10 protein-coding genes and 1 tRNA gene are annotated in these 15434 nt (G+C 56.9%); 4 read left to right on the top strand and 7 right to left on the bottom strand.

Features of this window, described 5'->3' with window-relative positions; translation table 11 throughout:
* Window positions 1-16 precede the first annotated feature (16 nt).
* Window positions 17-3394 carry a carboxypeptidase regulatory-like domain-containing protein gene (locus AB4Y89_RS04130; RefSeq protein WP_442299626.1) on the bottom strand — a complete coding sequence of 1126 codons (3378 nt, stop codon included), beginning with the start codon at window positions 3392-3394 and terminating at the stop codon, window positions 17-19.
* Between the two features lie 401 nt (window positions 3395-3795).
* Between AB4Y89_RS04130 and AB4Y89_RS04125 the strand changes: the two genes are divergently transcribed.
* The 3 genes from AB4Y89_RS04125 (at window position 3796) to AB4Y89_RS04115 (ending at window position 8478) form a co-directional block, all read left to right on the top strand.
* Entirely contained in the window at window positions 3796-5019 is a 1224-nt protein-coding gene (locus tag AB4Y89_RS04125) for a hypothetical protein (RefSeq protein WP_442299625.1), read from the top strand.
* Window positions 5020-5107: 88 nt separating this feature from the next.
* Window positions 5108-6769: a M20/M25/M40 family metallo-hydrolase gene (locus AB4Y89_RS04120; RefSeq protein WP_442299624.1), complete on the top strand. Its 1662-nt coding sequence runs from the start codon at window positions 5108-5110 to the stop codon at window positions 6767-6769.
* Between the two features lie 116 nt (window positions 6770-6885).
* Window positions 6886-8478: a carboxylesterase/lipase family protein gene (locus AB4Y89_RS04115; RefSeq protein WP_442299623.1), complete on the top strand. Its 1593-nt coding sequence runs from the start codon at window positions 6886-6888 to the stop codon at window positions 8476-8478.
* 28 nt (window positions 8479-8506) lie between these two features.
* On the opposite strand, the gene AB4Y89_RS04110 is transcribed toward AB4Y89_RS04115, so the two are convergent.
* Window positions 8507-8583 (bottom strand) — tRNA-Val (locus tag AB4Y89_RS04110).
* A gap of 189 nt (window positions 8584-8772) precedes the next feature.
* On the opposite strand from AB4Y89_RS04110, the gene AB4Y89_RS04105 reads away from it, so the two are divergent.
* Window positions 8773-9927, top strand: a complete 1155-nt coding sequence (locus AB4Y89_RS04105) for an ROK family protein (protein ID WP_442299622.1) — start codon at window positions 8773-8775, stop codon at window positions 9925-9927.
* Between the two features lie 124 nt (window positions 9928-10051).
* Here the strand turns inward: AB4Y89_RS04105 and AB4Y89_RS04100 are convergent, their stop codons facing one another.
* The 5 genes from AB4Y89_RS04100 to truA all read right to left on the bottom strand — a co-directional run bounded on the left by AB4Y89_RS04100 (window position 10052) and on the right by truA (window position 15135).
* Window positions 10052-10636 carry a hypothetical protein gene (locus tag AB4Y89_RS04100; RefSeq protein ID WP_442299621.1) on the bottom strand — a complete coding sequence of 195 codons (585 nt, stop codon included), beginning with the start codon at window positions 10634-10636 and terminating at the stop codon, window positions 10052-10054.
* A gap of 154 nt (window positions 10637-10790) precedes the next feature.
* A complete protein-coding gene (locus AB4Y89_RS04095; RefSeq protein WP_442299620.1) occupies window positions 10791-11207 on the bottom strand; it encodes a peptidoglycan-binding domain-containing protein in 417 nt (138 codons plus the stop codon).
* Window positions 11208-11371: 164 nt separating this feature from the next.
* Window positions 11372-12970 carry a trypsin-like peptidase domain-containing protein gene (locus AB4Y89_RS04090; RefSeq protein WP_442299619.1) on the bottom strand — a complete coding sequence of 533 codons (1599 nt, stop codon included), beginning with the start codon at window positions 12968-12970 and terminating at the stop codon, window positions 11372-11374.
* Window positions 12971-13144: 174 nt separating this feature from the next.
* Window positions 13145-14341, bottom strand: coding sequence for a M20/M25/M40 family metallo-hydrolase (locus AB4Y89_RS04085; RefSeq protein WP_442299618.1), 1197 nt, complete (start codon window positions 14339-14341; stop codon window positions 13145-13147).
* Window positions 14341-15135, bottom strand: a complete 795-nt coding sequence (truA, locus tag AB4Y89_RS04080) for a tRNA pseudouridine(38-40) synthase TruA (RefSeq protein WP_442299617.1) — start codon at window positions 15133-15135, stop codon at window positions 14341-14343. Before truA ends, AB4Y89_RS04085 begins: the two co-directional genes overlap by 1 nt.
* Window positions 15136-15434: the final 299 nt, after the last annotated feature.

Genomic DNA, 15434 nt, shown 5'->3' with positions numbered 1-15434 from the left:
GCTAGTTTTCTTCGTTCTAGAAGAGGACACGCAAACTGAACTGGAGATCACGAGGATCATATGCCTGCGTGATCGCTCCAAAGGTCCCGGTGTAATTAGAGGCGACTGTCGGGGCAGTTGTGGTACCCGGAAACTGTAATCCCTGAGACAGAGGATTGAAAAAGTTGGAGTGGTTGAGAAGATTGAAGGACTCAGCACGGAACTGACCGTTGATCCTTTCGTAGATAGGGAAGTTCTTTGAAAGAGTCAGGTCGACTGAAGTGAATCTCGGTCCAATCACCTGGTTGCGCCCAGCGTTGCCGAAGCGAGTCGTCGGCGCCAATTGATAGGCATGAATATTGAACCACTCCTGTACGGTGCGGGTCTTCGCTCCAGTAACTGAATCGGTCGCCGCGTTGGGATCACCAATCAACAATGGCCGGTCTGCACTTTGGAATGACCCACTGTTATTGCTACTCGAATTGCTGACGGTGAAGGGGCGTCCAGTCTGGAACTGGAATATGCCGGAGAGTTGCCAGCCACCAGCGAGTGCAGAGCCAACCCCATTTGTGAGCCATTTCTTACCCCGGCCGAATGGAAGTTCGGCAACTGGGCTGAAGACAAGACGATGTGCCACGTTGAAGTCTGAGAGCGCCCGCTCTGCCCGTAGGTTATAGATATCCTGTGGGCTTCCTGAGGAGTTAGAGCCGGATCCAATACCGCCGCCGCCATCGATCGACTTTGCCCATGTATACGCAACGGTAAAAGCAACGCCGTTAGAGTAAGACTTCTTCAGGCTGTTTAGCCATGAGTGGAATGCAGAGTTGGAGCGGGTGTCTTGATTGTTGACTGTTGAGAAATTCGCAAATGGGCGCCCTGCCTGGCTGGTGCTGGCTCCCTGAGCAAGTGTGTTGACATTGATCTGGTTCAGGTTGATGGAGAGTGGTAGACGCGTCCCCTTGGACCCGAAGTAGGTCGTTTCAAACACGATCGTCTTTGTGAGGGCCTGCTGCAGACCGAAGCTCCACTCGGTAATGTAAGGCGTGCGATAGCCTGGATTCACACTAAGGGGAGAAAGACTCGCCGCACATGTTGCCGTTCCGTCGGATTTGAGCGCATAGTTGACGAAGTTCGGTCCAATCCCGCAGAAATCAAGACCTCCGCTGGGGAAAGGGTTCGCCAGCGTGACATTGGTCGCAACGGTTTGCTTTGAGGTATAGGTCGGTACTAGGCGAAGAGGGTACTGTGTTCCTGTATTGAGAAACTGGTTGTAGAGCAGGGGTGCGTTGTAGAAGACGCCAAAACCACCCTTGAGAACAGTGGTCTCATGGCCACGAGGCTGCCATGAAAATCCAACACGCGGGGCGAAGTTATTCCAATCGTAGTTATAGAGGTGGGTAAAACCTCCCACACCTGCCTGACTAAAGCGTCCTGCACTCAGATCGAACCGCGAGACAGTATTATGTGGCGAGTAGACGGGCGCATCAAGCTCCCAGCGTAGCCCCAGATTCAGAGTCAAGGTAGGAGATAGCTTCCAGTCGTCCTGGACAAATAGGTGAGTGCTACGGAAGTTCAGGTAAACAGTTCCTGCGGTTGTTCCGATGCTTGTGCTCAACGGCAAACCAAGCAACAGATCAGCCATGGAGTCGCCGGTGAAACCGCTGACACTCTTGTTGTTTGACTTCAACGTGGCATCGTTGAAGGTCAGAGCACCGCGTCCGGAACTGGTGATTACATTGACGGAATTAGCCCACAGCCAGTCCGCCCCAAACTTGAAGGAGTGGGCGCCATGAATCCAGCTAAGACTGTCGACCAGCTGATAGTGGTTGTCCCACCGGTTTTGTGGGAGGTTGGTCGCGCCACCGATCGTGGAGTATCCGGAAACGGCTGTATTGGGAAGGCCCTGGTTATTGGCATACCCCGCCTGCGTAAAGTAAGGACCTCCCGGAAGTCCAGAATAGGATGAGCCTATCGCGGTACTGTCTTCCTGGACGCGGGGTTGCTGCAGGCGCTGGAACCCGAGTCGCAGATCATTGAATAAATTTGCGGTGACGACGCGGTCATATGTGACATTGACGAGTGTCGAAATCTGGTTCGTGTAGCAGCCGAATTTGGGAACGACGTAAGAAGAACAAAGAGAGTTTGAGGGTTCGAATGCCGGGTCTTTGAAAAAATTCCAGGAGCCGAAGATGTTGTCTTTTTCTGTGAGCTTGTGGTCGATTCTCAACGAGTATTCGTCCATGTTCTCGACACGGGTTTCCTGGAAGTTGTAGTTATTGCTCGGCGCCTTGCCTGCGGCGGTCCCAATCGACGGCGTAGGATAGCCCATTCGGGCGACCAATTGTCCCGCCTGAGCTGCCGCTGAGTTCCAGAGTGTTGGAAGCTGAGTGGAGAGGTTGTATGAGGACAAGCTGCCGCTCGTTCCTGGCAAAGGAGTCAGAGCCTTTCCTGTACTCGGGTCGTAGAGCGTCGATCCGGTTTGAAAGATACCGCTCGTCAGCATATCTGTTGTAGGGACCGTCGCCTGCGCGGTCACTGCCCGCCGAATACGCTGCCCCTCATAGCCGAAGAAAAAGAACGTGCGATCTTTCCAGATGGGACCGCCGGCCGTGGCGCCAAAGGTGTTCTGTTTGAACGATGGCTTCTTGGCTCCGGCAGCCGTAAAGTACGGCTTTGCGTCAGTAATCTCATTCCGGATAAACTCGTATGCCGATCCGTGCAACGCATTCGTTCCAGACTTGGTAATGATTACAGCCTGACCGCCAGACATACGGCCATACTCTGCGGCATAGACTCCGGTCAAAACGCGGAATTCCTGGATGACTTCAACAGAAGGACGGAACGAAGGCTGTGCAACGCCCATGTCGTTGTCGAAGATTCCGTTGAGGGTGAACTGGTTGGAGATTTCCGAGGCCCCAGCGACGTTGATGCCGCCGCGGAAGCCGAGCGTTGAGTTCTGGGCAGGCTGGTAGGTACCTGGCGACAGCAGTGCAAGGGCATAGAACTGCCGGTTGGCAAGCGGAAGTTCGGTGACCTGCTTGTTATCAACGAGGATGCCGTTGGAAGAGGTCTGTGTCTGCAGTAACGGTTCGGCTGCCTCGACGTTGACTGTGTCATTCACTCCGCCGACCGTAAGCGAGACGGGCAATTCATGGGTATCGCCGACATTCAGCTTGATTCCAGTCATGGTTTTCGTCGTAAATCCCGACATCGTTACGGTGACCTCGTAAGCGCCGGGTTGCAGGTTGGTGACGGTGTAAAGACCATTCGCATCCGAAGGCGTTGAGCGCGCGGCGCCCGTGCCCGTGTTTTTTACGGTTATGGTGGCTCCAGCGATCGCGGCACCTTGTGAGTCTTCTACGTGCCCTGTAAGCGTTGCGTTAATGGTCTGCGCCGACGCGGACTGCAGGAACATAACTCCAAACAGCAACAGCAACGACAGGGAGATAGAGATAGACGGGTAGCGTCTACGTCCAAATGACGACATGTAATGCCTCCAGAATGTGTTAAACGTGCAGCAGAGTGGCTGTGGAACGGCTCGTTTTCTGGTTACGGACGACTCGTACGACTACAGGAAAAGCCAGCAGTACTTCGCAGGTACAGAAGTCAAAAACGACGAAAGAGACTATGCCGGGCACGCCGAAAAGAGAAAGGAATGCGGCCAGATGCGCCTCGGCGTTCTTGCAAACAGCTATTTGGACTTTTCTGTGATGTCCTGGATGAACTATCTATAACAAAGGTTCACACAACCGTAAAATTAGACTTTCCTATCACGTGATAGCTAAATTCAAAAAATCTCGTAAACCCTTTGGGGTCATGCTGCTGATAGCGCTGGTGTGGCAGATCAACAGCTGCCGGTCGGCCGGGCACAGTACCGAAATCGTGGAGCAGTACCTCAAACTTGCTGCCTCGCTCGGCGAACGCGATCCCGATTTTCTCGACTTCTATGTGGGGCCCGAACGATTACCGCAGGCTGGGAGACGGCCTCTTCCATCGCTGGAGCAGATCGAGCAGGACACGAAGCGTCTGCGGGCGCAGCTTTCCAGCAGCGGATTGGACACCGAGCGCATTGCGTTCCTGAATCAACAACTCAATGCCATGAGTCAGCGTGTGCGCCAGCTACAAGGTGCGACAGCCGGATTCGATGAAGAGAGCCGCGGCTATTTCGGAGTCACAGCTCCTCCGGATACCGATGCAGCGCCGCGTGCGAAGGTGCGAGCTGAGATCGCTGCGCTGATTGGGCCAGGAGCGAAAGCGTATAGCGCCTACGAAGCGGCGTTCGTCGTGCCAGCGAAACAGGTTCCAGCGGTCTTCGAGGCAGCTTTGAACGTGTGCCGCGAACGGACACTGGCTCGTCTCTCGATGCCGGCCGGAGAGCATGTTGATGTGACCTACGTTGTCAATAAACCATGGGCAGCCTTCAGCCGCTATCTGGGTAATGCCCATAGCCAGATCCAGGTCAACCTTGGATTTCCGCAGACGGTCGATCGGTTGCTGGATCTTGCCTGCCATGAAGGGTATCCCGGCCATCATGTCTTCAACACACTGCGTGAAGAGGCTCTGGTGAAGCAGCGCCATCAACTGGAATGGGCGGTGCAGCCTGCTTTCTCTCCCCAATCGTTCGTCAGTGAAGCGGCGGCCAGCTATGCGCCCGAGATGGTGCTGGACGACGCAGCGCGGGTACAGATTGAGCGCGATGTTCTATTTCCCATCGCCGGTCTGCCGCAGCGCGATATTGAGCGCTACATCCGTATCGAAAAGCTCGTAGCCATGCTGCATACCGCTGAACCGGAGATCGCTCGCGAATATCTGGACGGCCGGTTGGAGTTTGCTCGCGCACTGTCGCAATTAGAAGAAGAGCTGCTGATGGAACATGGAGAGACCATGCTGACCTACCTGAACGAATACCGCAGTTATATGCTCACCTACACGGTCGGTCTGGACAGGGTAGCGAAGTACGTCGACGCCGCAGGTCCAGAAAATCGTTGGCGGCGTTATACCGCTCTCATGACCACCGCCGTAACGAGTCTTCCGGACTAAGTGCGCTTGACCGCAAATGCGGAACGGCCTTAGAGTCTACCCAACCGGCACTCAACCCGGCCGACCTGCTTACCGAGGACAATCGAACATGTTTCTGAAGCGCACGCCGTTGTGTCTTTTGGCATCCCTTGTCGTCTTTGCGGGATGTAGCAAGAAGAACTCCAGCACCCCAACCTCTGCGAATAAGCCGAAGCTCGGCATTCGAGCCCAGGCTGATGAGACAGTTCATCCGGATCTGAGCAGGACACCATCAGAACTGAAGAAGGTTTACGACTATATCGATGCCAACGTCGATGATCATGTGCTCGATTTTCAGCACTGGATTCAGCAACCCTCGATCTCCAACTCGGGTGAAGGGATTCCCGAGTCAGCTGAGATGGTCAAAGGCATGTTCGACAAACTGGGATGCCAGACTACCCGCGTTTACGATGTCGGCATCACGGAGTACGGAACGCCGGGCAATCCTGTGGTCTACGCGAAATGCGATGAGGGTGCGCCCAAAACGCTGGTCATCTACTGGATGTACGACACCATGCCGGTCACGCAGCCGGACCTGTGGGTGGCGCCTCCGTTTGAAGGCCGCCTGGTCGATGGAAAGACCGCCGGTATCGATCCATCATTCAAGAAGGTCCTCATCGGTCGCGGTGCAGTGAACTCCAAGGGGCCACAGCTCGCACAGCTTGAAGCCTTCATGTCGATGAAGAAGGTGCTGGGCAAGCTCCCAGTCAACCTGATCTTCGTGGCGGAAGGCGATGAAGAGCGCATGGATATTGGTCTTCGCAAGTTCATGAAGGATCATCCGGACCTCTTCAAAGGCGCTGACGCCATGCTGCGCTTCGCCGGTCAGAGCGCGGGCGGAGGAGCCAACATCTCCGGAGGCTCAGAGGGGTGCGTCTATGTGGAATTGACGACCAGCGGAAAGAGCTGGGGTCGCGGGCCTACGGTCTCAGATATCCACGGCTCCTACAAGCGTTCGGTCGACTCGCCGGCGTGGCGCCACATCAAGATGCTCGGATCTCTGATCTCCGACGATGGCAATACCCCAAAGATCGACGGATTCTTCGAGAACATGCAGCCGCTCACCAACCAGGAGACCGATTTGCTAAAGGGCTCCGCCGGCAAGATGAATGTGAAGTCCGCCGCGGACAACCTTGGTGTGGCGAGGTTTATCTCCGACGATCCATTCACCATTCAGAAGATGTCGCGCTACGGTACCAGCTTCAACCTCGACGGCATCTGGGGCGGCAATATGTATGCAGGCGGCGCAGGTGCAATCCTGCCGAACAAGATCACCTCAAAGCATAACTTCCGCTACATTCCGAACATGCACGGCACCGATATTGTGAAGAAGCTTCGCGCCCAGCTCGACAAGAACGGCTACAAAGACGTCGAGGTCAAGCTGATCGGCGATGTCCCCTGGGCAAAGATGAGCTACGACTCCGATATCGCCAAGTCCATCATGCAGACCTTCGATGAGTTCGGCATCAATTATCAGAAGCCTCTCGAGCAGGAGACTATCCTTGGCGGCTACTGGCCGGCCTACCTGTTCTCCAATCAGGATGTCGGCGATCGCGTTGTCGATGTGAAGATGCCGATTGCCGCCGGTGGCGCCGGCATGGGAGGACGTGCGCACGCGGCCAACGAGTACTACATCATTGAAGGCTCCGGAAAGGTCTATGGTCTCGCCGGAGCAGAGAAGTCAGTTGCCGCAACCATCTGGCACTTCGCCAATATGCCGAAAGGGAAGTGAAGATGATTCCACGCTCAAAGACAGGTCTTTAGCGCGGGACTTACGAATGGTTGAAGAGCTTAGTCGCAGATGCTTTGGCTCGCATCGGTGTGCTACCGTAGCTCCCGAGGTTCCTCATGGGATTTGCACGCTGTCTGTTTTCGCTCACCGCAACCTTTGTCCTTGGAGCAACAGCCTTCGCCGCAGTAGGACCGCAGGTCAAAACGGCCAGCGGCGTTGTCGAAGGAGAGCCGACACCAGATAGCAAGGTCATGTCCTTCAAGGGCATTCCTTTTGCAGCTCCCCCGGTAGGCAAGCTGCGCTGGGCACCACCCGCGCCTGTTGAGCCGTGGACGGGCGTACGCTCCGCACACGACTTCGGATACCACTGCGTGCAGTCCGCGAGCTATGCAGACATGGCCTTTCATGATCCGGGAGCCTCAGAGGACTGCCTGACCCTCAATGTATGGACTCCCGCTTCGTCTGAGACAAGCAAGCTGCCGGTTATGGTCTGGATCTACGGTGGCGGCTTCGCGGGTGGAAGTACTTCGGAACGCCGGCAGGATGGTCAGTATCTCGCCCATCGCAACGTCGTCGTTGTCTCCATGAACTACCGGCTCGGTATCTTCGGTTTCTTCGTACATCCGGAGCTGACAGCGGAATCTCCGAATCATGCTTCAGGGAACTACGGTCTTCTGGACCAGGCAGCAGCCATTCAGTGGGTGAAGCAGAATATCGCCGCGTTCGGTGGAGATCCCTCGAACATCACCATTTTTGGTGAGTCCGCAGGTTCGATGTCTGTCAGCGCGCAAATGGCCTCGCCATTGTCAAAAGACCTTATTCAGAAAGCAATCGGCGAGAGCGGAAGTGTGATGACCACCGGCACCTTCCCCATTGAGAGCCGTGAGCAACGGGAGAAGGCGGACTCCGCCTTCGCACTTACGACCTATGGCACGGCGAAGCTCGCGGAACTGCGGCGTATTCCGACAGAAGACATCATCCGCCCCATCATGGCAACGAGGCCCGGACCTTCCTTCCGCCCGGTCGTCGATGGGTACTTCTTCCCGAAGCCTCCCGCAGAGATCTATGCCGCAGGTGAACAAGCTCACATCCCACTGCTCGCCGGATGGAATGCCGATGAAGCTCGCGGAGGAGTAGTCGGTGGAAACAATCGCTTCAGCGCCGAAGGCTTCGCTGCACAGGCGAATCGTGAGTTCCCAACACAGGCTTCGGAGTTCCTGAAGCTCTACAGCACAGCAACCCCTGAAGAAGCGGTGGCGTCCGCCTCTGACTACGCCGGCGACCGCTTCATCGCCTACTCCACGTGGAAGTGGCTGGAGGCTCATACGGCTACCGGAACGAAGCCGGTGTATCGCTATAAGTTCGCCCTCCCGAATCCAGGTGACCGCTACCATACGCCTGCTGTGGGAGCGTTTCACTCCGACGATATTGAATACGTCTTCGGAACACTGGACTCCCGTTTGGAGGTCGTAGTGCGCCCTGAAGATCGCAAGCTCTCTGAGCAGATGCAGGACTACTGGACCAACTTTGCACGCACCGGCGACCCCAATGGAGCAGGATTGCCCAAGTGGCCTGTCTACGGGCCGAGCCAATGGCAGATGATGGTGCTGGATAAGAACTCCGCAGCGAAAGCCGATTCGCATCGCGACAGGTATTTGTTCCTGGACAGCGCCTGGCAAAAACCGGCAACTGCTTCGGTCAAACCTTGATTGTTGAGGGATTTTAGCGGGTGAGGAATGGTGGGCAGAGAGGGACTCGAACCCCCGACATCCTGCTTGTAAGGCAGGCGCTCTAACCAACTGAGCTATCCGCCCATTCCTCTATAAGTCTATCGCAAATTTATGTGAATGACCGTCTTGTCCCGTTATGGATTGCAAAGAAAACGAAAGGCTTTCGTATCGTTAGGGTGTGTCATCCAACTCCCGGCGCTGACGGCACGAGTTTGATGACACACCCTCGGCACTCCAGCTAAGATGCTGAGAACGTAACGCACGGACCCAAGCTTGCAACGATTCCGCCTTACACGTCACCAGAGCGCTTCGAACAAGACACCGCGGCAGATCAACCTGTCGCTGGTCTTCAATCTTGTCCGCACGCGCCAGCCCGTCTCCAGAGCGGAACTCTCACGTCTCTCCGGCCTGCAGCGCAGTACGGTCTCGCTGATCGTAGAAGAGCTGATCTCCGGAGGATGGATTATTGAAGGCGAAGTCGGCCGCCTGCCTCGTGGGCGACGTCCAACCTTCCTGCAGGTGAACGATAAGCGCGCTGTCCTTGCGCTCGACATTCATCCGGCACAGACAACGCTCGGCATCGTCGATCTTGGCGGCCGCGTGATCTCGCAGAGTATCGTCCCGCTCCCCGATGACTCCAAGCTGGCGATGAACGCCATTATCAAGGCCGTCAAACGCATGGTGGATACTCATCCCGAGCGTGCTCTCGATGGCATCGGCATCTGTGTCCCGGGCCGTGCCGACCTTGACCAGCAGAAGCTTATCTTTGCGCCCAACCTTCATTGGCCGGTGCTGGCCGTGAAGCAGCGCATCGAGCGAGCCACGGGTCTGCGCGTTGAGATGGACAATGTCGCCAACGCCTGTGCTCTCTCCGAGGTCTGGTTTGGAGAAAGCGACGGTATGCACGATCTTGTCGTCGTGAATGTCGCTGAGGGAATCGGTACAGGCATCTTCGCCAATGGTCAGCTTCTTCGTGGAGAGGCTGGTATGGCCGGCGAGTTTGGCCACGTGCAGATGGAAGAGGCCGGACCGGCCTGTGCCTGCGGTAGTCATGGCTGCTGGGAGGTCACGGCTTCTAACCGTGCAGGACTGCGCTATTACGAGCAGCAGGGTGGCAGTCGTCTGGCGGCCTTCGATACGCTGTTGCACCTGGCGCAGATCGGCGAGGAGCACGCCGTCGCTGCCATCCAAACAATGGGCCGTTGCCTCGGTAAAGGTCTGCGTATGATCGCCTCAGGCCTTGCTCCGAGCGAGATCGTCATCGTCGGTGATATCACCACGGTCTGGCAGCTGATCTCACCGGTTGTCGAAGAAGAGATGCGCCGGAATGCCTTTCATAGCGGTCCCAGGCTTCGTCCTGCATTTGAGGGAAGTCTGGCGCGCCTGCGGAGCGCGGTGGCTCTCGTAATGAATGACCGTGCGCTGTAGTCTAGAGCATTTCTCCTGTTGCTGGGTAGCCCGGAAGTGGAGTGCAGCGGCGTTTTCATTATGGAAAACGCCCATAGATAACGAATCCCTACACTACACCTACAGGAGAAATGCTCTAGCGTCTTTACTTGACGGTTACGGCTCCATCGACATCCACGACCAGCGCTCCCTGTTCGATCAGCATGGAGTGAATCTTCAGCCTCTCCAGCGCCAGCAGATATCCGGTTGAAGTGCCTGACTTCGTCAGCGCCTGGCGCAGCAGATCCGCGGCATTGACCTTCATGTTCTGCGGCAGCTTGCGGCTGAGGAAGGGAACCAGAAGAAAGCCTAACTCCTTCGAGGCGCTTAGCTGGTCGATGTGAGTATCGCGGAAGCCGATGGTCYCACCTTCCGCCTCCGGCAGCATGGATACATCGGCATCTGTCGTTAATCCCACCCCGATACAAGCGCCGCGCAATCCAGCGCCCACGCGGGATCTTGTGTGGACACTGACGATGATGCGGTCATCTTTGAAGCTGACGTGGGGTTTCTCGGCGTAGACGTAACAGGCTGAAGCGCCATCGCCGCGCAGATAATAGCGGCCATCGGGTGTATTGAATAACTGCTGTTTCAGGGTGCGTTCCAATGCATCGGCTGAGATCTTCAGCTCAATGGCATGAGCGCTCGCCGCCATTGCCAGAAGGAAGAGAACAACAATCCGTCGCTTCACTCTTTCAGACTAGAGCATTTTCCCTGTTGCTTGGTATCCCGGAAGGGACGTGCAGCGGCGTTTTCATCGCGGAAAACGCCCATAGATGCGGAAGCCCCACACGACACCTACAGGGAAATGCTCCATCGTGCCCAAACGCTTTCCGGAAATGGTCTTATTTTGACCCGAGCGCTGACACCGTGCTGTCGGAAATTGTGGCCGGATTCTCCTGGTGCGGTCCCAGGCCCAGCTTGATCAGTGCGCGTGAATCCGGTACCAGCTTGGTCTGCCAACCGTTGTCAGATTGCAGCTTCTGCATTGCGGCCTCCGTTGAAGAATCCCAGTGGCCGCTTGGATCGCCATTCAGGTAACCCGCCTTGATTAGCGCCTGTTGAATCTCGGTAGCGCGGTTATCACCAATGCCACGCTGGCCGGGCTTGAACGTGGTATGCCGTATCGTTCCCGGCTTGTTTGATTTCTTCTGGACATGTGGAGCCGTTGGACCCCGCCGCGAACGCATCATAGCGTGAGATGGAACAGCGGTAACGACTGCAAGCGCAACAACAAATAAGACTTGGGAAAGACGCATCATTCCAACACCTGCAACGCCTGGTATCAGGCGATTTCCAATTCTGTCTGACCTTGATTTGCATTCAAGGTTACTGACAAAGTAAACCCTCGGCAACAGAAAAAGAAGCGGCGCAAAGGGCGGATTTCCCATTTTGCGCCGCTCTTTTCTGCGAGTGGATTGCAGGGCTACGGCAGGGTACCGCCCACGTAATTGTTGCCACCAGTCGGTGAGTTCGGCGTACGAACCAGGAAGACCACATCATCACCGGATTTCAGGCTCTTGATCGCGGCCTGGAAGCTGGCCATGTCGGTCACCGGCTTGCGGTTAATCTCAACGATTATCTGTCCACGGCCCAGCCCGATCTCGTCTGCAAACGATCCCGGCTTCAGGGCGGAAACGATAACTCCACCTTTGATGCCGAGCTTGGTTGCCACGTTGTTAGGCAAAGCACTGACGGTCAGGCCCAGTTTATCGGCAGAAACATCAGAGGATTGCGCCTCTTGTGAGTCGTCCTGCCCATTGCCATTGAGATCGGCAAAAATCTTCGCGCGGTCACCGATGGAGACTGTCGTTGAGGCTGGTTTACCGTCGCGCAGATAGCCGAGCTTGACTGTCGATCCCGGACGGCGGGCAGCAATGTCGTTCACCATGTCATCGCCGTCCTTGATCTTGCGGCCGTCGATCGACTCAATCACGTCACCCGGCTGCAGCCCGGCCTTCTCCGCCGGTCCGCCCTTGCTGACGGTGCTGACGATGACGCCCGAACCGTACATGCGGGAGACTGCCGAGGAGATGTTCGACTGGAAGCTGATTCCGATCGATCCACGGGTCACCTTATGTTCCGGTCCGATGAGCATGTTGTAGACATTGACCACGGTGTTCGCTGGCATGGCGAAACCGACACCCTGGGAACCCATCGACTGCGTATAGATCGCAGTGTTGATACCGACGACAGAGCCCGTCATATCCACCAGCGGACCACCGGAGTTACCTGGGTTGATCGCCGCGTCCGTTTGAATGAAGCGCTGGAACTGGTTTTGCGCAAAACCGCTCTGCGAGGGTTCGTTGATCTGACGGCCCTTTGCGGAGATGATACCGGCCGATACCGTCTGCGACAGACCGAACGGGCTGCCGATCGCCAGCACCCAGTCGCCGACCTGTGCGCCTTCGCTGTTTCCGAGCTTAATGGTCGGAAGGGGAGTCGCAGAGTCGATCTTGATAACCGCGATATCGGTGTCCTTATCGGTGCCAATCACCTTGGCCGGACGTCCAGTCTCGCTCTCCGAATCCGTCGACAGCTTCACATAAATCTTGTCGGCTTTCTCCACCACGTGATTGTTGGTGATGATGTAGCCCTTTGAATCGACGATGAAGCCGGAGCCCAGAGCTCTGCGTTCGCCGCCCGCGCCATCATCATCCTCGTCATCACCACCGCCAGGATTTCCGCCGAAGAACCGGTTAAAGAAATCCTGCATATCCTGCTGATCCTGACTGCCATTACCGTTGCCGCGGCGGCGACGCTGCTGGGCAGCCTGCTTTGGCAGGCTCTCGGTGTTGATATTGACCACCGCGGGTCCAACCATCTTGGCAATCTTCGCAAAGCCATTGCCCACGCTCTGGGGCTCAGGAATACGCAGAGGCGTCGCGTCTGAGGACTCCTGCGCTTCCTTGCCATGAACCTTCGCGGTCAGAACTGAGCCGGCCACAATGCCGACCGACAGCGTTGCCAGCAACGCGAAGGTCGAGGTCAGACGCCGGGCCTGAATCCGTTCCCACAGTGACATCTTTTTCTCCATGTAGTTGTGTATCCCTCAATAAAGCACGCGCGCCAAAGACACCATGCAATACGCCAGTATATCGCCGAAAACGGGGAAATTTGTGCTCGGCGGCATTCGCAGGTTTAGACGCTGATTAACCTGAAAGGTGTTTTGTGCAATTCCGGCGGTGGTCTGGCCACCTCATCTGGCGGCATCCAGCAAGATCAACAAAACACGGCGCAACGCCAGCTCTCTCCCAGCCGGGTCGAACCACTCGCTGTGGGTATGGATGCCCCCGGCGATGCCTCCCGCTCCTACCGCAATCGCCTCCCGTCCCAGGGCCAGCGGCACATTGGCATCGGTCGAACCGATGCGAAGCTCGGTACGCAGGCGAAGATGGCGGTCTACCGCATGAATGGTCTCAAGCAGAGCAGCCTCTGTGGAGAGGGTTCCTGCCGGGCGGTCGCCGATGGTCGCCACATGGAGGCTCAGCCTGCGGTCGCCGGCGTCGTCATTTGCTTCAAGAACAGCATCTTCAAGCGCGCGGTGGACCTGGACCTCCAGAGAGATCAGTTGGTCCATATCGACAGAGCGCAGGTCGATGAGGCAGCTTGCACGCTCGGGTACTGAGGTGACGGACATGCCGCCCTCGATACGCCCGATATTCCAGGTAGTACGCGGCTGACGCGGCAGTTTGATTCGCTCCATCGCAGCGATCGCCTTGCTCAGTACGACAATCGGGTTGGGAGCCCCTGCCTCTGTCCAGGAGTGCCCGCCCGGGCCGGTGATAGTGGCCTGAAGTCGGCGGCTGCCGATGGCGCCAACGACCACATTCTCAGTCCCCGCCCCTTCCAGGCAGATCGTAGAGCGGATGCGTCCGGCATACTCAGAGCGGAAGAAGAGGTGACGCATACCGCGCAGATTTCCCTCGGCTTCCTCCCCGACATTGGCTGCAAACAGGATGGTGTGCGCCGGTACGAGCTGTGCTGCCTTCATGGCGGCAGCTACCGCCAGAAGCCCCGTGAGTCCGGCGACGTTGTCCGCGGCGCCGGGAGCATAGACCCGCCCCTCCTCCAACCGCGGCTCTGGCAGCATTTCATCGGGAAAGATGGTATCCAGGTGAGCCGAGAGCATGGTGACCGGACCGTTCCGGACCTCTCCGGGGAGCTCCCCCAGGACATTTCCTTCGGCATCGATCTGGACCTGCTCCAGGCCGAGTTCGACAAACCGGTCCCGGACCCACGCGGCCCGGTGCTCCTCCTTATAAGGAGGAGCAGGAATCCGCAGCATCTCCATCTGCCAGGCAAGCAGGCGTTGTTCCTGAAGATGCAGCCACTGAAAGGCGGAATGGACACCACGCAGGCCTGCCAGTTCTGTAATCCGCTGGTTCGCGCGCATCAATAGTGCACCTCAACCAGGAAGAGCCCTCTCGCTGGAGCCGTTGGTCCCGAGATCGACCGGTTGCGAGCTGCCAGAATCTCGGGCATCTGCGATGCTGACATCCGCCCGCACCCCATCTCAACGAAGGTGCCAACCAGATTCCGGACCATGTGGTGCAAAAAACCATTGCCGTTGACCTGGTAGATCAGGAGGTCGCCTTCACGCCTCCACTCTGAAGAGGAGATAGTCCGCACCATTGTCGGCGGAGTTGCGCCCTGGCGAACGGAGACGTCCGGGTCGTTCGCGGCAAACGAACTGAAATCCATCTCTCCAACTACGGATGTGGCTGCCTGCTGCATCGGAGCAATGTCCAACGGCCAGCGGCAGTCCCATACGTATCGGGCAACGAGGGGAGAGCAGATGCGCTCATGGGGTGTCCCGGCGTCGCGCCGGACGAAGATGCGGTACTCATAGGTCTTACCGCAGGCCGAATGTCGCGCGTGGAAATCCTGCGGCATGATCTCTGCCTGCGTCACTCGCACACTGGTGGGTAGAGCCCGGTTCAGCGCCCGCAGCAGGTTCTGTTGCGGAATGCCCGCTTCCAGGTCGAAGGTCGCCACCTGGCCCAGGGCATGCACGCCGGCGTCGGTTCTTCCAGAACCCTGTGGCAGGACCTCTTCTCCAGTGACCTTCCGGATGGCTTCGGAGAGCAGCCCCTGAACGGTGCGTAACCCCGGCTGTACCTGCCAGCCATGGAAGTCACCGCCGTCATAACTCAGGATCAGCTTCCAAGTATTCCGAGAAAAAGCCATCTTTGCACGGTAACATGCTGCCGCTTGTGTCACTTGCTATACTCATCGCTATCCCGCCAAAGGCCATGTCCCTCGCTTCCTACGAACTCCACGGAACCTACAGGAACCTGTTTACGTATCAGCCGATGAACCTGTTGTGGAATGATTTCAATGATTTCGTAACCGGAAGCCACTCTGAAACATCTGTCACTTGGTATTCGTACAACACTTACACCGAGAAAAGGGAATAGCAGTACCACCCTCTCGCCAACCCGGAACTGCGACCCGAAAAACTAAGGCAGACCGGCGACCCTAAACGA

Source organism: Terriglobus sp. 2YAB30_2 (assembly GCF_052114765.1).
Classification (GTDB): Bacteria; Acidobacteriota; Terriglobia; order Terriglobales; family Acidobacteriaceae; genus Terriglobus.
The sequence above is the reverse complement of the archived record's forward strand: the minus strand, read 5'-3'. Positions and strand labels throughout refer to the sequence as shown.